This window comes from Paraburkholderia sp. UCT2 (genome assembly GCF_014397665.1).
Classification (GTDB): Bacteria; Pseudomonadota; Gammaproteobacteria; order Burkholderiales; family Burkholderiaceae; genus Paraburkholderia; species Paraburkholderia tuberum.
Genome location: NZ_VZQO01000074.1, coordinates 1 through 24,618, shown reverse-complemented (window position 1 = coordinate 24,618; position 24,618 = coordinate 1). Strand labels below are relative to the sequence as shown.

Sequence of the window (24,618 nt, the reverse complement as noted above, 5' to 3'; positions counted from 1 at the left end):
GTAATGCGGTAGCCAATCCGCGGATATCAGCTTGATCCACCGTCGAGATTTACTGCTACGTCGCCCTCAGGAAATTCAAACATCGAAAACACAGAACCGATCATATTGACACGAGAAGTCATATCAGCCTGGAGACGCAATCCCTTCGGAAACCGAGTTGGTCAAGGAGTCCGGAGTCGCACGCATGACCGTTTCGCGCGCATTGCGCGAGTTGAGCGCACAACGTGTGCTCACGCGGCGGTATCTTTGAGGCCGAGCTTCGCCAGGTTGAATTGGCCTTTGCGAATGCGATTCACCTTCACTATTTGCGCCAGAACCAGTCGCTGTACATTGTGTCCGCCGTTGCCGTTTCGTCCGCATCAAAATTCGCCGCCGCTTGGCAATACAGATTTTTCTCTGCTTATACTCACTGTCACCTGAACGGCTCACGCCCAGGTCCCACGCTGCACGCCGACAAAAAACCACGACGTCAGTCGACAACACGGCACGCGACTCACGTTTCGCAACCGCAGTTCTTACATATCAGGTGGGACCTCTTATGCTAAATCGTGCTTTTGGTGCAGCGATTTCATCGTTGCTCGTGGCAGGCGCGGCAGTTGCACCGGCCATCGCGCATGCCGACGACAGCTTCGCGCAGGACGACGGCGCGTCGCATGGCCGGCCGGTCAAGGTGATGATCATTTCGATGTTCGGTCCGGAAGGCCAGGTGTGGCTCGATCATCTCGGCCCGTGGCAGGACATCACCGTCGCGGGCCTGTCTCCTGACTACCCTGCCGTACACTGCAATCGCAAGGAGGTCTGCGTGATGACGACGGGCATGGGGCACGCGAATGCCGCCGCGTCGATCATGGCGCTGACGTTCTCGCCGCGTTTCGACTTGCGTCATACGTACTTCATGGTGGCGGGCATCGCTGGTATTGATCCGCTTCAGGGCACCGTCGGTTCCGCCGCGTGGGCGAACTGGCTCGTCGACTTCGGGATTCAATGGGAAATCGACGGACGCGAAATTCCGCCGGGCTGGAATACCGGCTATCTCGGCATCAACACGACGGGCCCGACGCAGAAGCCGCCGCTCGACTATCGCACCGAAGTGTTCCAGCTCAATCCGGCGCTTTCGAACGCGGCATTCGCGCTGTCGCGCCACGTGACGCTCACCGACGACGCACTGGCGCAGGATGCCCGTGCCAAATACAGCTATGCGCCCGCGAACCGTCCGCCGACCGTGATCCAGTGCGACACGCTGGCGGGCGATACCTGGTGGTCGGGCACCGATCTCGGCGAGCGCGCGCGGCAATGGACGAAGATTCTGACCGACGGCAAGGGCACCTATTGCACGACGCAGCAGGAAGACAACGCCACCTTCGAGGCGCTGACGCGCGCGGCGACCGTGCATCGCGTTGACCTGAACCGTGTCGCGGTGCTGCGCGCTGGCTCGGACTTCGACCGGCCGTACGCGGGCCAGTCGAGCGCGGACAATCTGCTCAACTACTCGTCGCAGGGCGGCTTCACGATCGCGATCGACAATCTGTTCCTCACGGGCAATCCGCTCGTGCAGGACATCGTCACGCATTGGGGCGAGTGGCGCGACGGCGTACCGCAGCGGTAGCGCGTTTGCGGCGTGGTGGAGCGTACCGCGTGCCGGTCTGCACAGCGATCGTGTCCACCGTTGTCGTCAGTTGCCGCGGCGCGAGCGGTGGCCACGCCTACGCCAACGCAGACCGGTGGTGTGCTCGGAGCACCGGCATGCGACCTCACGGGATCTGACCGCGCCATCTCAGCATTTGTGCTCCTACCTCAGCGTGGAGGTACGTTCGGGTGGTCTGATCTGGCGAACGGCCGCAACTGCGCAAGGCCCGAACTGAGCCCTGCGGGCGCGGTGGCTGCGGCGGCCGCTGCGCGGGCGGTGGCGGCTCCGCGCGCGGCATGATGCGATCATAAGGCCGCGATGCGCCATGCTCATCGGCGTCCCCAGAACCTGCGCTGCACCTGCATCACTTCTTCCTCGACCTCGGCCACGGGCCCAATCAGTTCAATGCGCTTCTGGCAATGGTCGAAGACATACCGCGACGACACACTCATCGTGGGATTCTCTGCATGATTGCCCGTGGCTCGCAGCAGGCGCTCTTCCGTCATTGCAAAAACCACCCGCCCAATGTTGGCCCAATATGCTGTGCCTGCGCACATGCAACATGGCTCAACCGTCGTATAGAGCGTGCAACCCCACAAGAATTGCGGCGTAAAGTTGAGCGCGGCGATACGCGCGAGCACCGCTTCCGCATGATTGACGGAATCGACATTGCCCTGTTCTATTAGAACCGACTCCTGATCGGGCCCGACGAGTATGGCGCCAAACGGGTGACGGCCCAACAGCATCGCACGTTCTGCGATGACGCTTGCATGACGCAGATGGCGGACGATCTGCTCGCGTGTCGGCGCGAGCCCCTGCTCAGGGAACGCCGACGCGTTCTGTTTCGGGGAAGTGACAAGGCTCAAAGTGTGTCTCCTCCACGTTGGCTGAGTTACTTCGGCAACGTGCCCTCGACCCCCTGCACGAACCAGTTGAGCCGCAGCAACTCGGCGTCGGGCAACGACGTGCCGGCTGCCACCTTGATCGCGCCATTCTGATCCCTGATCGGTCCGGAGAACGGATCGAATCTGCCCGCGATAATGTCGTCGCGCTTTTGCGCCAGCGCCTTTTGCGCGGCAGGCGATACGGCTGCAGTGTTGATGTCAGCGAGGTCGATTGCTTTTTCCTTGAGACCCCACCACGTCGGCGCGTTTGTCCACGTGCCGGATTGCACCTGTTCGATCAGGTGAGAGTAGTAGACGCCCCAGTAGCTCACGCATGCGCCCAGTTGGGCATTCGGGCCGAACTTCTTCATGTCCGAGTCCCAACCGAACGCGTGCACATTCTTCTGCTCGGCAGTCTGCATTGTCGCCGTCGAATCGGTGTTCTGGATCAGCACGTCGGCTCCCTGGCCGATCAGCGTTTCGGCCGCCTGTTTCTCCTTGCCTGGATCGAACCAGCTATTGATCCATATGACCTTTACCTTCGCATTCGGATTGATCGAACGCGCACCCATTGTGAAGGCGTTAATGTTGCGCACCACTTCCGGGACCGGCACCGAGGCGACGAAGCCGAGCGTATTCGTCTTCGTCGTATAGCCGGCGACGAGCCCAGCCAGATAGGCGCTCTGGTAGGTGCGCACGTCATAGGTCGCAAAGTTCGTGGCCTTCTTGTATCCGGTCGCATGCTCGAAGACGACGTCGGGATAATCCTTTGCAGTCTTCAGTTCGAAGTCCTGGAATCCGAAGCTCGAGCCCACGATAATCTTGTTGCCCTTGTTCGCGAGGTCGCGAAACACGCGCTCCGAGTCAGCGGATTCGGGTACGTTCTCGACGCGCGTGACCTTGATCTTGTCACCGAACCTCGCTTCGATCGCCTTCACACCCTGTTCGTGTGCGTAGGTCCAGCCAGCGTCACCGGGGTTGCCGAGGTAGACGAACGCGACGCCCATCGGCACCGCGGCGGTGGCAGTGGGGCTCAACGCGACATAGATGCCAAGCGCGGCTAAAAGCGTAACCGCAGGGCGCAGTGAGCGCACCACCGCGCGAGCGAAGTTTGTTCTCATGGAGTCTCCGAAGATGGGGAACAGAAAGGAGACGACGCCAGTCGTCCAGACGACTGGCTGCGTCGCGTCAGCGATGATGGTGGTGAGTCAATATCAAGGCCGAAATTTTGATTCGTTATGTGCTGTATAACGGAATGGATATGAAGCCATTGGGAAATTGGCCTGCGGATCGCGGAGTTCGAATAGGAGACCGCGCCAAAGCAGGGGAACTACGCCGCGGTATGGCGAGGGTTCTGGTGCAAATAGACGGTCCGGAAGAGATGGTTCCTATAGAAAAGATTTCTTATCGGCCTTCATCTCCCGCACAGCACGGTGTGAGGCGGCATAGCCATCGAGCGTGATGGTCTTTGGCGGCTTGCCCTGATGTTTGGTTGCCTCGCTGAAAAAGGCTTTGGCCGCCTTCACGTCACGTTTGGCCCTGAGCAGGAAGTCAACCGTCTGACCCGCCCGATCCACCGCCCGATAAAGATAGACCCATTTGCCGCGGATTTTCAGGTAAGTCTCGTCGGCACGCCATGACGCGCCCGCTGGCGCGCCGAAACGGTTCCAGCGCTTGACGAACTCCGGCGTGTAACGCTTCACCCAACGCAGGATCGTCGTGTGGGCCAGCGACAGGCCACGCTCGGCCATCATCTCGACAAGATCACGCAGGCTGAGCTTGTAGCGCAGATACCAGCGCACGCACAGAATGATCGTCGCGGTTGAAGTGGCGGCCTGAGAACAGTTCGTCCATACTCTTGAGCTTGCTCATTGTCGGATGATGAGATCGGGTCGGGGGGCAACACTTTAACCGATTCACCTTCACTATTTGCACCAGAACCGTCGCCTGTATCGCCAGCAAGAGCCGGCACGTCCGTCCACGATCGTGCCGACTTTGACACGGGCTCCTGAGCATAGATCAATGCCGAGGCGAGAGTGGCACGCACGCGCATTTCGGTGTCTGAGTCCACCGAGGCAGGGGGCAGTTCTTCAAGCGCATCGATGGCCTGCTCAGCACGCGTGCAGCATTCGTGAATCAGGCCCGCATCGAGCAGCGCCTCTGTGAGACCTGCCGCGAGCTCGACTCCAATCCGCGTATCGCCATGCTGCGAGAACGCCCAATCGAAAGCGCTGCGTGCATCATCCAGCGACTGCCGGAAATCGATTTCCAGGTCCAATTGTTCAGCGACACTGTCAGCCAGACACGGTCGCAAGCAATGGGAGACATAGCGTGCATGGCGCGCCGCGATCAGCCTCTGCTCGCCTTGCGCATGCAGCTTCTCCAGCGCATAGGCACGTGCCGAATCGGAAAGGCGATACCTGCTTACCGGGCCCTCCAGCTCGATGTTGACGAGCGATTTCGCCACCAGATCGCCGATGCCGCCGATCGCGTCCGCCACAGCGTATTTCTCGTCGCACACCACCGCGCAAATCGCATCGAACGTAAAGCCGCCGCTGAATACCGCGAGGCGCCTGAACAGTAACTGATGGCATGGATTCAGTATGGAGAAACTCCAGTCGAACGTCGCACGGAAGGTTTGATGGCGTGGCAGAGCGGTCCGGTAGCCGCCCGTCAGCAAACTGAAACGGTCGTGCAGATAGCGATGAACACCCTCAACGCCGAGGCCAGCGACGCGCGCCGCTGCCAGCTCGATCGCCAAAGGAATGCCGTCCAGCCGGCGGCAGATCTCGCCGATGAGATGAATTTTCTCGCAGCCGGCGTATGCATACCGCTGGATTGAATTGACGCGCAGCAAAAACAACTTTACCGCTGGAAACTGGACGATCTCCGCATGGGTTGAATGCGAAGGCGGCACGTCGAGTGGCTCGACCCGGTACACCGTCTCTTGCATCAGGCGAAGCGGTTCACGACTCGTTACCATCACACGCAGAATTTCGCTTGTCGCTACGAGTGCGTCGACGATCCGCGCGACGGCGTCGATCACATGCTCGGCGTTATCCAGCACGAGGAGCAGACGTTTGCCGGAAACCGCCGCAGCCAGTTGCGCAATGTCGACTGCAGCATCGGGCGTGGACAGCCCGCATGCTTCGGCGACCTCGCATAGGACCGCATCTTCGGTTGTTGCCGTGGCAAGTTCGACAAAACACACAGCGCGGGAAGAATCGTTCGATGCCTGCCGTGCTACCGCTATAGCCAGGCTCGTCTTCCCTATACCGCCGGCTCCAGTGAGCGTCAATAGCTGCGTAGTCTGGAGCAACATGCTGATCTGCCGAACGGCTGCGTCGCGGCCTGTGAGCCGGGTTTCGCGTAGCGGCAGGCCACGTCTGAAGGCGCGGGACTCGACCGCAGGAGCCCGGCTCTCAACGGGTCGTTGTCGCAACTGATACCCGCGACCAGGGATCGTGACAATCAGGTTGCGATCCTCACCAAGTATTTTGCGTAACGCGGACAGATGGACCTGGATATTGTTTTCTTCGACGACGGTTTTCGGCCAGACACTATCCAACAATTCGTCTTTCGTAACGAGTCGTCCAGCGGCCGACACGAGCACGGCAAGAATATCGAAGGCGCGAGATCCGACAGGTACGAGCGTGCCGCTTTGGTGCAGCGTCCGCATCTCCAAATCGATCTGAAACCGGCCCAGGTCGATCATGCTGGTGCCGTAATTCGCGGGTCGCTCGGTAACCGTCATGTTTGTGCTCGCATTGATCGAGGTGAGTTGCGCGCCGGCTTTATGCCGATGTCAGTCGCATTCCGGCTAAGCAGAGTTAGTTGCCCGCCTGGTCTGCGCAAGCCTGAACGTCGCGGCGTATGTCTCCAGAAACAGCCTGTTTGATTGATTAAATCTCCGTGACATTGGAGAAAGTTTTGTCTCACCAGACTCGACAGCGCGCCTGCGCCCTCCGGCGGCTGTATTCCCTCGCGAAGGAATTGAGGATTCTGACGGACCGAGTCTGCCAGCTTTACTTTTGTTCACAAACTGGTCTATAAACAAAATTCTTTTGAAAGAAAATCAAGAATGAATATCACCCTCGACGAATTGGCGACTTTCATGGCCGTGGTCGATACCGGCTCGATGACGGCAGCCGCCCAACATCTCGACCTGACAGTGTCGGCGGCCAGCCGGACGCTGGGGCGCCTCGAGGAAAAGCTGAAAACGACCTTGATGCGCCGGACCACGCGCAGGATGGAGCTGACCGAGGAAGGGCGCGCGTTCCTTCAACACGCGCGCGCCATCATCGATTCCGTGGAAAGCGCGGAGGAACAGATGGTCGCGCGGCGGGAAAACCCATCGGGGCTCCTGCGGATCAATGCAGCGTCGCCTTTCATGCTGCACGTGATCGCACCGCTTGTGCAAGGCTACCGCGTGCGCTATCCGCACGTTCACCTGGAGCTGAACACGAACGACGGCATCATCGATCTACTCGAGAGCCGCACCGACGTCGCTATTCGAATTGGTCGGCTCAAGGATTCGACGCTGCATAGCCGGCTTGTTGGCAGTAGCCGCATGCGTGTTCTTGCGAGTCCCGACTATCTTGAGGCGCACGGACATCCGCGCGAGGTCGCTGACCTTGGCAAGCACGTACTGCTGGGCTTTACACAACCGGAGTCGCTCAATGTCTGGCCGTTGCTCGGTGCCGACGGTGAGCCGTACCGTATCGAGCCGGTGGCAAGTTCATCGAGCGGCGAGACGCTTCGTCAACTGGCGCTCGAAGGCGTGGGCGTTGTCTGCCTGTCGGATTTCATGACCGACCGGGACCGTGAAACAGGGCGTCTCGTGCAGATCCTCGCCCGTCAGACCAAGGACGTCCGTCAGCCAATCCATGCTGTCTATTACCGCAATACAGCCGTTTCTTCGCGAATAGCGTCGTTCATCGATTATCTGATGGGCGAGATTGGAGGCAACGGGGCGACTCAGCATCAGACTGCGTGGGCGCGTCAAGCTTAGCCCGGATCGACTATAGCCCGTGCCTGGCTATTTGCGAGGTTTAACGTTTCCACTCGCTTGAACGTCCGTTACGGAGAAATCCAACTGTCCCTTGTGGGTCGGGATGGGCCGATCAGCGTCGGGCAGAGGTTGGCAGCCCTGATCGGAATGGTGAATGACACCGTCAGGACGACGTTGCACGAGCGCCATGTCGAGCGCCCGAAGCATTAGCTCTGTGTACAGATGATCGGACATCGCCCAGCCCACGATCCGGCGGCTGAAGACATCGAGCACCACCGCGAGATACAGAAACCCTTCGGCGGTCGGCACATAGGTCGCGTCCGCGACCCACAGTCGATTGGGCGCGTCGGGGTGGCCTCAAGAAACGGATTTTTTTCGTACGCTAAGGCCGCGATGGCGCCCACTACGCTCCTAGGGCACGAAGCCCGGGCAACTCGGGGATTCTACCGGCCATGAACTGCAGCAAGGCCCGCGTCCTCAGCGGCTGGTATCTGCGGGACGGGTACACCAGGTGGAGCGGCTGGGAAGCCATCTGCCATTTTGGGAGCAGACGAACCAGCGCACCGGTGTCGATCAGATCCTGGACCAGCCATGCTGGGGCCGTACCTAACCCGACCCCCTCAAGAAAACACTGGCGCAGGGCCAGCGAACTGTTGACGCGATAGCGTCCTGTGGTCGCGACGACAACCTTTTCTGCGGCATTGGAAAATTCCATCCTGCTCCCGGAGGCAATTCCGGCATAACGAATGTATTCGTGTTGCACCAGGTCTTCGGGCCTGCGGACCTTCCGGGTACGCTTGATGTATTCGGGCGTCGCCACCAGCACCCGCGGCGACGACGCGATATGGCGTGCAACGGCATGAGGCGGGAGATCATCGCCAAGCCGTATCGCCATGTCGACACCTTCCTCGACCAGATCGATCACGCGGTCGTTCAGGATCAGCTCGATTTCGATCTCGGGATATTTCGCAAGGAATTCGAGGAACAGGGCATTGAGGCGCAGTTCACCGAGCCCCACGGGCGCATTGACCAGCAGCGTTCCGGCCAACCGTTGCGTCTGACCCCGCGCATCCGCTACCGCATCGGCATACTCCTCGATCACGCGCTTGCTCCGCTCGTAGAACCGCGTGCCTTCTCCGGTCGGCGTCAAACTGGTTGTCGTTCTTTCGAGCAACCGGACCCCCAGGTTGCGCTCCAGGGCGGCAATGACCTTGCTGATCGTCGGCTGGCCGGTATTTTCCTCGCGGGCTACGGCCGAAAAACTGCCCAACTCGACAACGCGCGTGAACAGCCGCATCGATTGAAGCGAATCCAAGTCATTCTCCCGTGGCATAACCTATATCCGATTCTGTCGGATTCCAGTGACATCTGGAATGACCTAACGTTCGTCTGGTCCCCTCTTTCTCAAGGAAAGGCCTTATGAACACCGTAGCCCAAATATCTCTGAATGGCGCTCATGTCGTTGTGTTTGGCGGAAGCACAGGCATTGGTCTCGCGACAGCCGTGGCCGTGAAAGCGAAGGGCGCGGCCGTCACCCTCGTGGGACGAACGCTGGCGAAGCTCGAAGCCGCTGCCAGCGAGATCGGTGGCGCCCGGGCAGTGGTCGCCGACATCTCAGACAGAAAAAGCGTTGAAGCCGTGTTCGACGGCATGACGCGGGTCGATCATCTCGTGATCACCGCAGGTGGCCTGCATTTCGGAAAGTTGGCCGATACGGATCCGGACCAACTGCTGGTGGCGATCCACGAACGTATCGCGGGCCCGCTCTATGCCATCAAGGCAGTTTTGCCGCTGATGCCACCCACGGGTTCGATCGTGTTGACGGGCGGCCAGTATTCGGACCGTCCGTCTGGTAACGGCGCAGCGGTTATTTCGGCAGCGGTCCGCGGAGTGGAAGCGCTCGCACGATCGCTCGCTCTCGAGCTCAAACCGATCCGTGTCAATGTCATTTCGCCCGGCCTCATTGAGACGCCGCTGTTCGATTCATTCGGCGCGGAGGGGCGCGCCGCGATATTCAATCAGGCGACCGATACATTGCCTGGCGGTCGCGCAGGGTATCCGGATGAAGTCGCGGAGGCAATTATCTTGCTCCTGAGCAACGGCTATATGAATGCCGAAGTCTTGCACATTGACGGCGGCGGCCGCTTCGTCTAGGGACAGGACAGAATGACTCAGTAGGGTGAGGCATATTTACTGTTTTTGCAATGTCATTCTGAGGTATACCCTAACCTGCTGTCAGGCAAGACCGTCAGATTTGTCAGGATAGGGCCGTCCTGACAATTGTTTGACGCGGAGTTGCCAACGTCACAGATTTCAGGCTGACACCTTCGTCGGAAATTCGCCATGAACGGTCAGCGTGTCGGATACGTGCGGGTCAGCTCGTTCGAGCAGAACGCCGAGCGCCAGCTCGACGGAATCGAGCTCGATCGCACCTTTACCGACAGGGCGTCGGGGAAAGACACGAAGCGGCCGCAGCTCGACGCGATGATGACGTTCGTGCGCAGCGGCGACACGGTAGTCGTGCATAGCATGGACCGGCTCGCGCGGAATCTGGACGACCTGCGCCATGTCGTGCAGGCGCTGACCCAACGCGGCGTGCGCATCGAGTTCTCCAAGGAATGCTTGACGTTCACGGGCGAGGACTCGCCGATGGCGAATCTGATGTTGTCGGTAATGGGGGCCTTTGCGGAATTCGAGCGTGCGCTGATTCGCGAACGCCAGCGTGAGGGCATCGCCCTCGCGCAGCAACGCGGCGCCTATCGCGGTCGTAAGCCGGCCTTGTCCGACGCGCAGGTTGCCGACCTTCGCCGTCGCGTGGACGCTGGCGAACGTAAAGCCCAGATCGCTCGTGAATTTGGCGTTAGCCGCGAAACTCTGTATCAGTATCTTCGCTCGACGAGGTGAATCGTGCCCCGCCGCGAACTCCTTACGGCTGCGCAGCGATTCCAGCTGTTTGCTTTCCCGGAAGATGAAAGCGAACTGATTCGCCTGGCCACGTTGTCGGCGGAGGACTTCGCGTTCGTGCGCCAGCATCGAGGCGGCCACAACCGGCTCGGCATCGCAGTGCTGATGGTCTACCTGCGCTTTCCGGGTCGAGTACTGGGGCCGGCCGAGAAGCCACATGCGCCGATCATCGGTATCGTCGCTGACCGATGAAACTCTCAACCTGCATGATCGCCTGATTGGATCGTTCTTCACGAAGGCCAAGCACAAGTATGAAAAACGCTTCGCTGCCGAGGGTAAAGCCGTCAATGACAAGGTGCGTCTCTATGCGAAAGTCGGCGGCGCACTGATCGCCGCAAAGGAAACCGGGGACGATCCGTTCCGCGCGATCGAGGCCATTGTGCCGTGGGAGACGTTTACCGCAAGCGTGCGCGAAGCGGAACAGCTCGCGCGTGACGCGGAATTCGATTCGACGGCACTCCTCGTCGACCACTACACGCAGTTGCGGCGCTATTCCCCGACTTTCCTCGACACCTTCGATTTCCGGGCGGCGCCCGCCCGCCAGGATCTGATGGATGCGATCGGGACGTTGCGCACGATGAATCGCGCTGACGCACGCAAGGTGCCCGCCGACGCACCGAAAGGCTTCGTCAAGCCGCGTTGGGAGCGGTTCGTGTTCAAGGATGGCGATATCGATCGGAAGTTCTACGAACTGGCCGCCATGAGCGAATTGAAAAACGCGCTACGCTCAGGTGACGTATCGGTAATCGGTAGCCGTCAGTTCAAGGACTTCGATGAGTACCTGATGTCGCGCGCCACATTTGACACGCACCGTCGTGAGAATCGACTTGGGCTGGCTGTTGAAACGTCGGCGACGAGCTACCTCGACGAGCGATTCGAGCGTCTACGCGAAGCCCTCGACGAAACAGCCCGGCTCGCGGCAGCGGGCGAGTTGCCGGACGTCGAGCTGAACGACAAGGGCCTCAAAATCACGCCGCTGGATGACGCGACACCGGCAGAGGCCGACGCGCTCACACAGCAGGCATATGACCTGATGCCGCGCGTGAAGATCACGGATCTGCTGCTTGAGGTCGATCAGTGGACCAACTTTACGCGGCACTTCACGCACCTGAAAAGCGAAGCTGAGCCGCCGGACCGGACACTACTACTGACTGCCATTCTCGCGGACGCGTTCAATCTTGGGCTCGAGAAAATGGCAGATGGCTGTCCCGGCACAAGCGCCGCGAAGCTGTCCTGGCTGGTCGCCTGGTATATCCGCGACGAAACCTATCAGAAGGGACTCGCTGAGCTGGTCAACTATCAGCATGGCTTGCCCTTCGCGGCCTACTGGGGTGAGGGAACCACCTCGTCGTCGGATGGCCAGCGCTTCCGGGCCGGTGGCCACGGTCAGGCCGGTGGATATCGGAACGCAAAATACGGTAACGAACCCGGCGTGCTGTTCTATACGCACATCTCCGATCAATACGCGCCGTTTCATACCAAGGTCATCAATTCGCCGGTGCGGGACGCCACACATGTGCTCGACGGCTTGCTGTATCACGAATCGGAGTTGCGCATCGAGGAACACTACACGGATACCGCTGGTTTCACCGATCACTTGTTCGCGCTGTGTCACTTCCTCGGATTCGAGTTCGCGCCGCGCATCGCCGATCTTGCCGACAAGAATCTGTATGTGCCCGGCAAGCCGGCCGACTGGCCGGCGCTGTCGTCGCTGATCGGAGGATCGATCAGCCGGAAATTGATCGAGCGGGAATTCCAGGATCTGGTTCGGTTGGCCGCGTCTATTCAGCAAGGCACAGTGACGGCTTCACTCATCCTGCGCAAGCTGAGTGCGTATCCGCGCCAGAATGGTCTCGCTGTCGGCTTGCGCGAACTCGGCCGCATCGAGCGCACGCTGTTCACGCTGAAGTGGCTTCAGGATCCGGCTCTATGTCGGCGCGTGTCCGCCGGGCTGAACAAGGGCGAAGCCCGCAATTCACTGGCGCGAGCGGTGTTCTTTTATCGTCTGGGCGAGATACGGGACCGTTCGTACGAAAACCAGCGCTACCGGGCCAGTGGCCTGAACCTCGTGGTGGCTGCGATCACGCTGTGGAACACGGTGTATCTGGAGCGTTCAATTGCCGCCTTGCGGCGGCAGCGTGAGATCGACGACAGCCTGATTTCGCACGTCGCTCCGCTCGGCTGGAACCACGTCAACCTGACAGGTGACTATGTATGGCACGCCAACAAACGCGTCGCCAAGGGGCGATTCAGACCGTTGCGTGCTGCGAAATCGACCAAGCTCCAGTCTTAGCGTACGAAAAAATCCGTTTCTTGAGGGCACCCCGGAGGGCTATCTTCTTCAGAAAGCCGGAACCCACGCGATCATGCGGCGTCGCGGCATTCTGCTTGAGCACGTCGTGCGCGATGATGGTGAGCAGGACGAACGGGATGACGCCTTTTGCAAACGGGTCTACGGGCGCATTCTCGGGCTGGCCGGTGTGCCGCGTGGCCAATGACGTGAATGTGAAGCTGCAGGTAGCCAGCGCGGGCGGCCTCGTTCTTGGCCAACAGCCGGGACATCGAGCCCGGATGTTTTCGGTCAGGATGTCATCGTGGCGCGACTTTTCGCAGGCCGGAGTTACTGCTGAACACGCAGCGGTATCGCCATAGCGAGCCGCTGATTTCCCGAATAAGGGGTCGCTTCAGGAAACGGACAATAAAGCACGTTTAGCTTGTGAACCCCAAGAGACTAGGTGTAGCGGCCCGATAACATAAATCGCAGGGCTCGATAACAGCGCCGTTTCGAGACCACATTGACTGAGAATATCGGCATGCCCAGGACCACATTACGTGAGAACGGGCTCACAATAATTGAGAACGGCTCGATAACGGCGAGCTGGGATCACATTCGCTGAGAATGGCGAAGAACGGCAAAACCCCTTCACAACGACCGGGGTTTCGAATACTCGTTGATGATGGATAAACTGCACAATGTTTTCTTGAACCAGAATTTTGAACTGCACGAACGCCCGCCCAGCAAGGCGGAGTGCTGCGAACGTAGCCGCTGCCAATCGTTCGGCAATACGATCGTTTTAGCGAACTCCGCGACCGTGACTGGTGGTTCGACATTGCGCCGTAGATCGTCAACAGTCTGCCTGCACCGACCATTTTTTGACATTGCTTGCCGAGTATTGCGACCGATCCAAGAGTAGGATTTTTTCAGCACCGTGGACATCTCGACACCGGCTCGATTCGTTTAATCCGCCAACCTGCAACACACCCCAAGGAAAGAAGTGACTTTGCCGACTTTCAAGTACCACTCCGATCCCTTGGCGACAGGAAGCGTTATCGAATCGGATGTCGAATGCGTCTGCTGTGGGCAAGCTCGTGGTTACATTTATACTGGCCCGGTTTTCGCGGTCGAGGAATACGAGGAATGCATCTGTCCTTGGTGCATTTTTGACGGTTCCGCGCATGTGAAATTAGATGCGAGCTTCACCGATGAGCACGGCGTCGGCGGTGGCGGAAAATGGGATGAAGTACCCGAGGAGGTCGTAGAGGAAGTCGCATTTCGCACGCCGGGCTTCTCTGGTTGGCAGCAGGAGCAGTGGTGGACCCACTGCGGTGATGCTGCTCAGTTTATTGGGCGTGCGGGCCAGAAGGAGTTGACGAGCTAAGCGTGCTTTATTTCCCGTTTCCTGAAGGGACCCCATAAAGCACGTCTATCCAAATCGAAACGCATTGGACACATGACGGCGACGCTGCGCAATACGCCCGACGCGCCATCCACCGCAACAGTTACGCAACCGCAGCAGCGGTTCATGCCTTGGGAACACATCGACCTCTGGCTCGGCACGGCGGGATTTTTTAAAGCCGGTCAGCGCGTTCATGTCTCAGTTGACTACATCCGGCAAAGCCTCACCGTTACCCCCGAATACGACGACACCGCCAAAGCGCGCGAGCGCGAAGAGTTGGCCATCGAGCGCAAGGCCGCAAACGAAGAACTGCGCAATGTGTGGCGCGCAGCTCGCTAAACGCCCCGACGTAGAAGCAGTTCCTGCGCGAACGTATTGAATCGCTAATCCGGCAATGACGAAGGGCGCACGCGCCCCTTCGGACTGCCAGCCTCACTAACACCCGACTACGAATAGAAGAAAGGGACAACATTTGCGGCCCCCGATTCAGCCAGCAATATGCCTCCTGTCAGCCAGATACTTAAGATAGGCGATAAACTCTTCGGCCCCCTTCGGCACCGTAAGATCTTCCTTTACAAGAACCAGTAGACGGCTCCTGATGGACTCAATCATCTTTGTCGCCATTAATCTGTAATTCCCCCTCAGATCGACTCTGAAGTAAATTCCATCCAATTTTCCATTTTCACGCTCAATGGATATTGAATCTCCCTCGTAGCTACCAAAGAAGACAACCTCTTTGTTCCAGTGTTGCCCGGCATCAAGATAGTCTATCGATCTTATGAATTCTTCTACGTCATATCCATCAAACCATTCAATTGAATTGAATTCATCTTCACCGATTTCAGATGGAGCGGATCCATATATTTCACCTAGCCTGATCTTTGGAAGAGCCCAGAATGAATACTGCCAAACAGCCATGGTTATCCCCTTCCTATAAATGGCGCCAGTATCCACGCATCCGAATCACCTCATCAATAAAATCGCTTGGCGTCCTGTAACCCAGATAAGGAAGCTCCACCTTTTTCACTGGAAGATCTTCAATACCCAATTTTTGCGCGGCAAAATATCGATGGTGACCATCAACTATATATTTATTCCCGTTATGCTCAACCACTTTAATTGGCTTTTGCACCCCATTTTCCCGGATGTCCGCAAGCAAGGCCCTCATTTGATTCTTGGATTTTGTCGGAGAATGAGTTGGAGTCAACTCACTCGTTTTAGCTGTTTCGCACGACAGCCCCCAAGGATCAATCCAGCTTATCGGATTGGGCGCATACTAATAAACATTTATGAACGATTAAAGCCATATTCGGACACATCAATACAACCAACTCCTTTGTTTTCGTAATAATCAAGGCTGATTTTTTTAGTATAATCGGCGGATACAAATAAGACATCATTTAAAATTTTAACCCCAAATAAAAAGTCACTTTTTATTAAATTTAACGACATGGGAGAAATAGCTCCGCAATATCGCCAATCATCGTCGATAAAAACATAAAAATCTCCGGCTCTTTTTTTTATCGATGAAATAATTTCACCTATCTTGCTACTGACTATAGTTTTCGAATAATCCGGCACCCCGCCACTTATCCTGAAATGTGATTTCAGAACTTCATCCGTTTCTTCCAATCCGATAAATTTTATCGAACCCCGGTCAAAATCAAGAAGATCGCCAATTTTTTCAAAGTACTCTCCGAAAATTATTTTCCCTCGAGCCCTTCTGAATAAAACATCTCTTCTCCGCTCAATTTCATTCATATCAGCAACCCTCCGATGTGTAATAGGCCTTTCCTTTGGGGTTGGCTATTTTTGGTCTGCCGTAATCGTTTATTCTCGTTTCGCCTGTTATTGGATCAACCTTAACTTTCCCCGCCTCCCAATGGGGAGAATCAACGTGACTGGAGTCCATTGTCTGTTGCTGCACAGTTGCTTCAACGGTCCCGCCGCCCTCTTGAGGAACCAAGTAACGATACTCCATACCCGAACTATTCATGGATTGACTGACAGGCTGTTGACTTGTTGGTATGCCAGCTTGTCGCATTGCATCTAGACGAGCGGCATTAGAAGTAGAGAACGGATTCTCTTCGCTACCAAGCGGTAAATCACTCAGCCCCCAGGGATCAATCCACGATATGGGGTTTGCCGCATACTGATAAAGATTCAGCCCGCCCGCCAACCCAATCGGATCAGGCGAGATAAACCGTCCGCAATGCGGATCATAATACCGGAACGTGTTGTACGAGAGCCCGCTTTCCTCGTCATGGTACTGCCCCGGCATGCGCAGCGGTTGATTGAACACCGCCGTCTGCATGTTCGCCCGTACCTGGCCCCATGCACTGTAATTGCCGCTCCACACGGGCCTGCCGTCGGCGTCGGTGACTTCACGCGGCGTGCCAGTCGGGTCGGTGTGGTAGTGATAGACCTCGCTGTGATCGCTTCTGCCGGCATGATCGATCCGCGCCACCGGCGCATACCCACGCACCGGGTCATACAGGTACGTCCGGCTTTGTCCCTTGCCGTCCTGTTCCTGCAACAGCCGCAAGCCCTGCCAGACGAAGCGGATTTCTTCCGGCGGTTTGGTGTCGCGCGGCATACCCGGGTGCCGTGTGGCGCGGGTCGACTTGCCAATACGCCGGCCCAGTGCATCGTACCGGTAAGCGGTGTGCTGCACGCCATCGTCCACCGACAGCAGATGACCTTCGGCATCCCAGCGCAGGCCCATGCCGTTGCGGCTCACCAGTTGCTCCCAGTCGTCGTAGGTGTACGACACCCCCCGGTAGCGCCTCAGCAGGTTATCCAGCAGCGGGGATAGCTTGACGTTAGGCTCGCGCCCGGCATCGTCCAGCAGATTGCCCGCCGCGTCCCACGTAAAGCGCTCGACGTCGAAGCTCTCGGCGCTGCGCCTCAGCAACTGGCCGGTGCGATCGTAATCGTAGAGCGTATGGCCCTGGAAGCTGTCGTAGCTTTCCGTCAGCTCGCCGCTACGGTCATACCGGTAACGCCGCCATAGCACACTGTGCGTCTCGTCCGGTACGTCGGACGCCTCCGCTTTCGGCGCATGGGCACGTTGCCACGCGATCTGGCCCAGTGAGGTATAGCCGGTGTGCGTGCTCAGCCGCCCTTGCGTGCGCAGGATTTCGCGGTGCAGGTCGTCGCGCTCGAAGTCGGCGATGATGGCGCCCTCGAAGCGCATCTGGTGCACGTGCCCGGAGCCGTAGTAAAGCGTCTCGATCCGCTGTCCCTGCGGCAGGGTCAGTGCCAGCGGATTACCCAGTTCGTCACGCTCGTAGGCCACGCGACCGTGAGCACTCCATTCCGCCAGCAACTGGCCGGCCGCGTCGTACTCCATCCGCACTGTGTCCGCCACGATGCCCAGGTCTTTGCCGGCAACGGTGGGCGTGCGGCGGGCTTCGGTCAACTGGCCCAGCACGTTGTACCGGTACGCCGTGTCGCTATGATCGCCACTGCGGCGCACCAGCCGGCCCAGCGCGTCGCGCTCATGGACTTCCATGCGGCGCGACGAGCCCGCCTGGCTGGCGATGTATTGCAGAAATCCGGCCGCATCGTAGCGGAACTCGTGCACGCTGCCGTCGACGCGCTGCTCACGAAGCAGGCGGTCCGCCGCATCCCAGCCGAACTGGTAGCTCGCACCGTTCCCATTGGTGAGCTTCACCGGTCGCCCATGCGCGTCGCGCTCGAAGTGGACTGTGCGCCCTTCAGCATCGGTATGGCGCAGCACCCGACCCACCCCATCGCGCTCCCATTGCTGGGTGTGATGTGCCGCGTTGGTATGCCTGACCAGGTAACCCAGGGCATTCCACTGATAGCGCTCGGTCTGCCGGTCAGGTCGTGTCACGGCTTCGGGTAGGCCCTGCGCACCGTAGCGGATGCGCGTGGTCTGGCCCAGCGCGTCGGTCACCGTGTCGAGGAGGCCGTCGCGGTCGTACGTGTAGTGGGTGGTTTTGCCCGAGCAGTCGGTGCGCGCGTTCAGCAGCCCGCGTGCGTCGTGTTCCAGCGTGACGATGCCTCCCTTCGCATCGGTGACCCGCTGCAACTGGCCGTCCTCGCCGTAGTGCATGACGGTGCGCCGCCCCAGCGGATCAACGGTTTCGATCGCCTGATGCTGCCCGTTGTAAACCGTCATCCAACGGCGGCCATCGTGCAGTGTCGTCTGACGAGGTAGCGACGTACTCGCGTGATAGTCCGTGCGGGTGATCTGGCCCAGCGGATCGGTGTGAGCCACCGGCCGGCCCAGTTCGTCATAGTCGATGCGCCGGGTGCGCCCACCCGGCAGATGCAGTACGATCGGCCATCCCGAGGCGTTGTATTCAGCACCGTACTGCGCGCCATCGAAGCCGGTGTGGGCAGTGATCTGCTCCTTCGCGTCGAAGTCCCACCGCGCGACATTGCCGAACGTGTCGGTCACTTCGGCGTGGCCGGCGGCAAAGTCGTAGTGGAAACCGTATCGCTCGCCGCTGCTGTTGTCGTGTTCGATCACGCGCGGCTGGCCAGCAAGGATCTCCCAGCGATAGCGGCAGAGGAACCCCTCGGCATTGGCATGATGGGTCATCAGCCCGTCGCTGTAGCCGAAACGACGGGTCACCACGCCCGCGCGGTCGGTCACCGACGCCAGATAGCCCGCACTGTCGTAGCCGTAGCTGACCAGCGTGCCAAGGGTGCCGCCTTCGAGCAGTTCGATGCGGCTCAGACGCGCGGGCGCTTCCTGATACTGCAGACGTAGCCGGTAACCGCCATCCGCCTGGACCTCCACCGGCCGGCCAGCGGTATCCCATGTCAGCGTCATCTGCTGCGCGTCGGGGCCTTCGATCATCACCAGACGGGCCAGTCCGCTGTCATCGAAGTCGCCGAACAGGAAGTAATACCGCTCCGGTGTTCGCACCAGGTAGCGCCCGTCATCGAGGCGCGACAGCCAGATCAGCTCCGCGGCGTCATACAGTTCGTGACCTGGTTTGAGCAACGGGAAATGGATCGGACGCCCTTGCGGACCGATGTAGATCAGCGCGTCATCGGTGCGACGCAGGGTGATTTCCCAATCCAGGCGCCAACCCGGCCCAAGCAGCCCCGGTTCGTGCAGCGTACTCGAATAGAAGCGTGAGCAGGACACCGGCATACGCGCGGGCAGCACGAAGTCGGCCTCGGGCAGCAACACCTTGCGCCCTGAGGTGACCTCGACCGGACTGCCGATCAATCCGCCGATGGCCTCGGATATGGCGGCGTCCTCAAGAAAACCCGCAGCGTATTTGGTTGCGCACCGCCCACCGAAAGACTCACCCGCTTCTCCGGCTTCCTCTGCTGCCGCCTTGAGCCCGCCGGCGAGCCCGCCCGCGAGCCCAGCGACAATGAACGCCACTTGGACGGTGGTGCGCAGCCAGTCGGGGATTTCGGGATCGATCTTCAGATACGCAACCCGTCCTCCGCCAATGAAGACATTCCCCGACCCGTCGCCGATGGTCGCATCGCATTCGGTGCGATCGTCCTTGCGTGCCGCCGCCTTGCCGTTGATGAACACATTGCTGGAACCTTCGGCGATGCGTTTGATCGGCGCGTGTTTCTCGCATGCGACCGCGCTGAACTCGACACGTGCAGCGGCCTCTCCGTTGATGAAGACGCTGGGTGAGCCGCTGCTGATTTTCCCGGCCGTCGATTTGATGCTGCGGCCTATCGCCTCCCCAAGTGCCAATACACCCTGTGCGGCAAAGCCCGCCACCAGGCCCGCCACCAAGGCCGCGCCAAAGCCACAGGTAGAGGTAGCGAAGGCGACGGCCGCGATGATCGCGATACCGATCAACGCACCCACCAGAAAACCGGCGAGTGCGCTGGAATGGGCAATGGGATCGTGCAGACGGGCGGCTTCGTACATGGCGTGCCCCCGCTCAGTCAGCCGATGAAGACTGATAACTCGCCAGCCACGTTGACCACAGGGCATTCTGCTCGCCGGTGAACGCCCTGATGCTCGTGCCCGAAAAAATCAGCGCGCGCCGGGGCGCGCACAGGAACGCTGCCTGTCGCTGATGGATGGTCTGCTGGCCCTCCTTGCGGGTAGCATCGATCTGCTCGCCCTCGGATACGTGATCGCCACTGCCCAGCCGGGCGGCCTGGCGATGCTGGAGACGGTAGCCGCGCAGGATCTTTTCGAGTTTCCTGATCTGGCGGTCGACGTAGGCCGGCAGTGTTTCTCCCACATCCAGCGTGTCACGCGCAATGTTTAAGTTCAGCGGTGAGCGGTCCGGGTCGCCAAAAACAAAAATGTTCGTACTGCGGTCTTCAAATCCTTCGGGCAGATCGATACTGCCCTCGTCGATGCGATAGCGCGAGGTCATGGAATGGGTAGCTAAGCGTTAGGAATTGTTGAGATCGATTCGCTTGCCAGTCATCTGGAAAGCCCCTTTCGCGGTTTCCACGATCTGGACGCCTTCGAGTGCGATGTGGCCGTTCTTCAGCAGGGTGATCTTCGAAGCGCCGCATTCGAGGACGAGGCTTTCGGTGACCTTCAGGGTGTAGGTACCGGCAGCGGGAGCCGGGGCGTCAGCGGCGGGCAGCGCGCCGACCAGCATCGCGAAGCCACTGCCGACGCCGATGCTTTCGTTACGGGTGATCGCGACGGTGCGGTCGCGACCGACCTTGCCCGTTTCATCCCTCACGACTGTCTTCACGCGATCGTTGCCGACCGTGTGCGACTCGTCATGCTTGATGGTCGAGTTCATGTCCTTCTCGGCCTGCAGCATGAACTCTTCCGAACCCTCTTTGTCCTCGAAGCGGATGCCGCTGAAGTTGGATTGCCCGCCTTTCATGGATCGACTGATGATCCCGCTTTGCGTCGCACTACCTGGCAACTCCCACGGCGGCATCGTCATCGCGTTGAACACCCTGCCGGTCACAATCGGACGGTCCGGATCGCCGTTCTCGAAATCGACGATCACTTCGCTGCCGATGCGCGGAATGTTCACCCCACCGAAGTTGCTTCCCGTCCACGGGTACGACACCCGAACCCAGCACGACGAATTCTGGTCGTTGACATCCGAGTGGTCCCAGTGGAACTTGAGCTTCACGCGTCCGTACTGATCGGTCCAGATTTCCTGCTCACGGGGTCCCGTCACGATCGCGGTCTGCGGGCCGGTCGTGCGCGGCTTGTCCACGGTGCGCTCCGGCCTGAATATCGTGGTCGTCGGCTGCACGTCGAACGTCGTGCTGACGCGGTACTGCGCCGCACCGGTCGCCTCGGCAATCTCTTCGACGTCGAGTCTCGCGCGGATCACCAGGTATTCCCGGTTCGCGGCATCCTGCGGGTAACCCGCCAGCGTGAACGTCGTGCCGCACACCACATCGCGCAGGTTGCCGCGGCCTTCAGCACGCTCGCCCTTCGCGCGGATTTCCTCCATGCGCACACGCGCGAACTGCTCGCCCTGCGCCGGGTCGGTGTAGTCGCCCGGCCACTCGTAAACCGTCAGCCGGTTGTGCGCTGTGTCCTGCGGTAGCGCGTTCTGCACCGCCAGATCGGCCTTCGGCCTGGTGAAGTCGAAATCGTTGGTCGTCCAGATCCCGGACTGGATGCTTTCGGTGGTGTCGAACGCACTGATGTATTCCCGGTCGATCTTGTAGTCGGGCGGGTAATACCACAAGGTGCGGTAAGCCGCGCTCTCCACGGGTCTGTGCGCCCCCTGGTTATCGACCAGCACCATCCGGTGGATGCCATTGGAATGCTCGAAGAACCAGTAGATGCCGTTTTCCTCCATCAAGCGCTGAATAAAGGAAAAATCCGATTCGCCGTACTGCACCTGGTAGACCAGATTCGGATACACGTTACCCAGGCGTTTTTCGCAGGTGTATGGATAGTTGCCGCGTAGCACCGCGTCGATGATCTCGACCACCGTGATGTTCTGGAAGATCCGGTAGTCCGTACGCCGTTCGGCCAGCACGATCCATGGCCTGAGCACCAGCCGGTACAGGAACTGGCGCTCCAACTGCCGGACCAGGCTTGCTGCGGTGACGATGCCACTAATCTCCCGCACGCCGGCGCCGATATTGGCGGCTCCTGTCATACCTGGCATGCCCGGTACAAATGCACCCATCCCGTCGAGCTGGACCGTCACAGTCATCTCCTTTCCGACCATTGCCTTCAGGTCCAAATTGGCCGCGGTATGGTCGGACAGCAGCGGATCCAGCGTCGTGACCAGTTCCAGTTCGTACTGGTAGATCTTCGACAGCGCTTCCTCGCCTGAGATCGTGCGTAACTGCAGGGCCGGCTCGCCATTGAGCAGCGTGGGCAACGCGGCACCGCTGACCGTAAAGGTGCGGGGGGTCACAAGGGTCAGCATGAGCGCCGTCCTCCCAATGAACCGGACCGGACACTGTCATCGCAGCGCACGCATCTATTCCTCGCGTCCTGCGCCCATCGTTTCATCAAGCCTGTCTGCATCAATCCTCCTCCATGAATACCGGCTGCCCATCCGGTGTCAGCGCAGCTCCACGGAGTGCATCTCAAATACGGACAAGGACTTGGGTGTGTCGACGGAAAATTTGAAATCGCTGCCCGGATCGACAGCGATCACAATAAATACCGTTCGACAGGATGTCTGTACATGGGCGAGGGCCCAAAAAACTTGCAGCTGGCCTCGACTTTCGGGAAACGACTACCGGATGCCGCGCCGTGAAAAGCACACCCTGAATCTTTCACTGGGGTGCTGATGGCGTTGTTCAATAAAGAAAAATTCGGTTAAGTCTGTCGAGTAAACGAATTTCAGAATGGCGAGTCTGACAGGACATCTCATCCTGATTGCCAGCCTGCCCGTGAAATGTGCCGTTGAACTGACTGAAGCGGACAACTGGTTGCGCGTTTCCGTCCATTGCGAACGGAAGAACTACGATGACCGTTGGTAATCGTGCGAAGCCAGGAACATCGTTGTGAAAAGCGACTGGTATCTCGATATCGGAGTTTGCATTATGATCAGGAATGCGAATGCAACAGGCGTGAGCAATCACGGCGCGTGCCGCAGTCAGTGAAGTGCGAGCGCCGCGCTGGTTCAGCAGTAGTGGCGCAGGTTAATCATCGTATAGGCAAGCGTCCTGAACGCGTAGTGAACGTCACTGATGCGTTCAAAGCGCAGCAGCAGACGGCGGAACTTGTCCTCCCAGGCGAAGACCCGTTCAATGGTCCTGAAGCGCTCCTCGAAGATGGCCGGATCATAGCGCTGCTTGCGGCCCCGCTTCGGTGTTTTGCGTCCGCGCGGATTCTCGGGGATGTTCGGGGTCATGCCGCGATTGAAGATCGCCTTGCGGTTGGCGCTGCAGTCGTAGATGCCATCCAGGCTGACGATTGAACCGTGCAGGTCCGCGCCAATGGCGCGGGCCATGGCGGTAAGGCTGGGCAGCGCGTCGCGCAACAGCGGTGATTCGTTGCGGTTGCCGGGAACGCCGATGAATGGAGCAATGACGTTGCAGTTGCGATCGCACAAGGCCACCACCTTGTCGCCCTTCAGATGCTCGTGCCCGCTATACCCGAGATTGTCGCCGCCTTTCTTCGCCGCCGTCGTGGTGCCGTCGCCGTGGATGACCGAAAGGTCAAGCAGCTGGTCCTGATGAAGTTGCTGCACCGAGCCCGAAAAGATGGCATCGATGCAACCATCGGCCTGCCAGCGACGAAACGTGCGGTAGATGCGCGTGTAGTGGATTTCGGGTTGGCCGTTGGCATTCTTTTCGATCGGCAGCATCTTCCATTGGCAACCCATGTACAGTGCCTGCAGGATGTAGTTGAAGATCTTGTGCAAGGCCAGCGTGGGGGGAGGTCCGCGACGGCCCAGGCTCAGATGCGGCCAGACAAATTGCTCGAACTGCTCCAGGCGCAATCTTGTTGGAATCTCTTGCCAGTATGGGCTTCGGGTCATTCGCTGCGTCCAGAAATCTGGACTTTAGCCGATCTGGCTACTCTGACCTGAAATCCACTCCTGGCGCGGCTTGCAGACAAATTCCACGGCCGTCGAAAACCCGCAACCAGTTGAATAACTGGTGCGACTTCACGTCGCACGCGTACGAAAAAATCCCTTTATTGACGGCACCCCGCGTCGGCCACAAAGTGCCGTTGCATGAGATCCGGCGCGGGTCGTGCGTCAGGCTGTCGCCGTGTGGTGCTGATCCAGCGCCGCCGGCTCACGCCGCATAGACCCGCCAGGCGCATGAGGCGAGCAACCCGCTTGCGCCCAACGCGCACACCTTGCCCGGTGAGTTCGAAATGAATGCGAGGCATGCCGTAGCTGCCGCACGAGCTCGCATGAATGGCGCAAATACGCCCCAGCAACTCAGCGTCGCTGCCCCCCGGCGTCATAGTAGTTGTCGCCTCTGAATTTTTTTATCAAGAAGAGTCAGAGGTGCAAGTTGAAGGCGAAACAAACTTATTCTGTCGAGTTCAAGGAGCAGGCGCTCTCGAAGGTCCTGCAG

17 protein-coding genes and 6 pseudogenes are annotated in these 24,618 nt (G+C 59.2%); 9 read left to right on the top strand and 14 right to left on the bottom strand.

The genetic code is table 11. From position 1 onward, the window contains the following. Positions 1-121 precede the first annotated feature (121 nt). Both F6X39_RS34385 and F6X39_RS34380 read left to right on the top strand, forming a co-directional pair. A pseudogene (locus tag F6X39_RS34385) lies at positions 122-238 on the top strand (GntR family transcriptional regulator); the annotation flags it as partial. A 300-nt stretch (positions 239-538) separates the two neighbouring features. Further along, on the top strand, positions 539-1,606 hold the full coding sequence (locus F6X39_RS34380; RefSeq protein WP_187619895.1) for a purine-nucleoside phosphorylase: 1,068 nt from the start codon (positions 539-541) through the stop codon (positions 1,604-1,606). 350 nt (positions 1,607-1,956) lie between these two features. On the opposite strand, the gene F6X39_RS34375 is transcribed toward F6X39_RS34380, so the two are convergent. From F6X39_RS34375 to F6X39_RS37730, 4 genes and pseudogenes are all read right to left on the bottom strand, one after another. Beyond that, positions 1,957-2,493 (bottom strand): nucleoside deaminase, encoded by a 537-nt coding sequence (locus F6X39_RS34375; protein WP_187619894.1) that lies wholly within the window; start codon positions 2,491-2,493, stop codon positions 1,957-1,959. A gap of 26 nt (positions 2,494-2,519) precedes the next feature. Next, on the bottom strand, positions 2,520-3,632 hold the full coding sequence (locus F6X39_RS34370) for a BMP family ABC transporter substrate-binding protein (protein ID WP_184033114.1): 1,113 nt from the start codon (positions 3,630-3,632) through the stop codon (positions 2,520-2,522). Positions 3,633-3,917: 285 nt separating this feature from the next. Next, positions 3,918-4,383, bottom strand: a pseudogene (locus tag F6X39_RS34365) (IS6 family transposase); the annotation flags it as partial. Between the two features lie 1,105 nt (positions 4,384-5,488). Continuing rightward, positions 5,489-6,190 (bottom strand): annotated as a pseudogene (locus F6X39_RS37730) (winged helix-turn-helix domain-containing protein); the annotation flags it as partial. Positions 6,191-6,592: 402 nt separating this feature from the next. Here F6X39_RS37730 and F6X39_RS34355 point away from each other — a divergent pair. After that, on the top strand, positions 6,593-7,522 hold the full coding sequence (locus tag F6X39_RS34355) for a LysR family transcriptional regulator (RefSeq protein ID WP_187619893.1): 930 nt from the start codon (positions 6,593-6,595) through the stop codon (positions 7,520-7,522). Between the two features lie 129 nt (positions 7,523-7,651). Here F6X39_RS34355 and F6X39_RS37175 read toward each other — a convergent pair. Then, positions 7,652-7,861: pseudogene (locus F6X39_RS37175) on the bottom strand (DDE-type integrase/transposase/recombinase); the annotation flags it as partial. 64 nt (positions 7,862-7,925) lie between these two features. Then, the gene (locus tag F6X39_RS34345) at positions 7,926-8,837 is read right to left on the bottom strand and encodes a LysR family transcriptional regulator (protein ID WP_187619891.1); all 912 of its coding nucleotides are present in this window, start codon (positions 8,835-8,837) and stop codon (positions 7,926-7,928) included. A 104-nt stretch (positions 8,838-8,941) separates the two neighbouring features. Between F6X39_RS34345 and F6X39_RS34340 the strand changes: the two genes are divergently transcribed. The 6 genes and pseudogenes from F6X39_RS34340 to F6X39_RS34320 all read left to right on the top strand — a co-directional run bounded on the left by F6X39_RS34340 (position 8,942) and on the right by F6X39_RS34320 (position 14,502). Next, positions 8,942-9,676: an SDR family oxidoreductase gene (locus tag F6X39_RS34340; protein ID WP_187619890.1), complete on the top strand. Its 735-nt coding sequence runs from the start codon at positions 8,942-8,944 to the stop codon at positions 9,674-9,676. 189 nt (positions 9,677-9,865) lie between these two features. Then, complete coding sequence (locus tag F6X39_RS34335) at positions 9,866-10,426, top strand: recombinase family protein (protein WP_187619889.1); 561 nt, start codon at positions 9,866-9,868, stop codon at positions 10,424-10,426. Between the two features lie 3 nt (positions 10,427-10,429). Next, positions 10,430-10,678 (top strand): DUF4158 domain-containing protein, encoded by a 249-nt coding sequence (locus tag F6X39_RS37170; RefSeq protein ID WP_316251751.1) that lies wholly within the window; start codon positions 10,430-10,432, stop codon positions 10,676-10,678. Next, positions 10,659-12,779, top strand: a pseudogene (locus F6X39_RS34330) (Tn3 family transposase); the annotation flags it as partial. The gene F6X39_RS37170 and the pseudogene F6X39_RS34330, both read left to right, overlap by 20 nt. Positions 12,780-13,761: 982 nt before the next feature. Further along, positions 13,762-14,145 carry a CbrC family protein gene (locus tag F6X39_RS34325; RefSeq protein ID WP_187619888.1) on the top strand — a complete coding sequence of 128 codons (384 nt, stop codon included), beginning with the start codon at positions 13,762-13,764 and terminating at the stop codon, positions 14,143-14,145. Between the two features lie 72 nt (positions 14,146-14,217). Continuing rightward, positions 14,218-14,502 (top strand): hypothetical protein, encoded by a 285-nt coding sequence (locus tag F6X39_RS34320; RefSeq protein ID WP_187619887.1) that lies wholly within the window; start codon positions 14,218-14,220, stop codon positions 14,500-14,502. 147 nt (positions 14,503-14,649) lie between these two features. On the opposite strand, the gene F6X39_RS34315 is transcribed toward F6X39_RS34320, so the two are convergent. From F6X39_RS34315 to F6X39_RS34280, 8 genes and pseudogenes are all read right to left on the bottom strand, one after another. Then, positions 14,650-15,117, bottom strand: coding sequence for a hypothetical protein (locus F6X39_RS34315; RefSeq protein ID WP_187619886.1), 468 nt, complete (start codon positions 15,115-15,117; stop codon positions 14,650-14,652). Then, positions 15,095-15,370, bottom strand: coding sequence for a ParB/RepB/Spo0J family partition protein (locus F6X39_RS34310; protein ID WP_187619885.1), 276 nt, complete (start codon positions 15,368-15,370; stop codon positions 15,095-15,097). The genes F6X39_RS34315 and F6X39_RS34310 overlap by 23 nt, the downstream gene beginning before the upstream one ends. A gap of 80 nt (positions 15,371-15,450) precedes the next feature. Further along, on the bottom strand, positions 15,451-15,924 hold the full coding sequence (locus F6X39_RS34305) for a hypothetical protein (RefSeq protein ID WP_187619884.1): 474 nt from the start codon (positions 15,922-15,924) through the stop codon (positions 15,451-15,453). 1 nt (position 15,925) lies between these two features. Next, positions 15,926-20,047 carry an RHS repeat-associated core domain-containing protein gene (locus F6X39_RS34300; protein WP_187619883.1) on the bottom strand — a complete coding sequence of 1,374 codons (4,122 nt, stop codon included), beginning with the start codon at positions 20,045-20,047 and terminating at the stop codon, positions 15,926-15,928. Between the two features lie 13 nt (positions 20,048-20,060). After that, complete coding sequence (locus F6X39_RS34295; RefSeq protein WP_187619882.1) at positions 20,061-20,507, bottom strand: DcrB-related protein; 447 nt, start codon at positions 20,505-20,507, stop codon at positions 20,061-20,063. 18 nt (positions 20,508-20,525) lie between these two features. Then, positions 20,526-22,502, bottom strand: coding sequence for a type VI secretion system tip protein TssI/VgrG (locus F6X39_RS34290; RefSeq protein WP_187619881.1), 1,977 nt, complete (start codon positions 22,500-22,502; stop codon positions 20,526-20,528). A 705-nt stretch (positions 22,503-23,207) separates the two neighbouring features. Beyond that, positions 23,208-24,068 carry a transposase gene (locus tag F6X39_RS34285; protein ID WP_187619880.1) on the bottom strand — a complete coding sequence of 287 codons (861 nt, stop codon included), beginning with the start codon at positions 24,066-24,068 and terminating at the stop codon, positions 23,208-23,210. A 179-nt stretch (positions 24,069-24,247) separates the two neighbouring features. Continuing rightward, positions 24,248-24,490, bottom strand: a pseudogene (locus tag F6X39_RS34280) (IS3 family transposase); the annotation flags it as partial. Between the last annotated feature and the right edge of the window lie 128 nt (positions 24,491-24,618).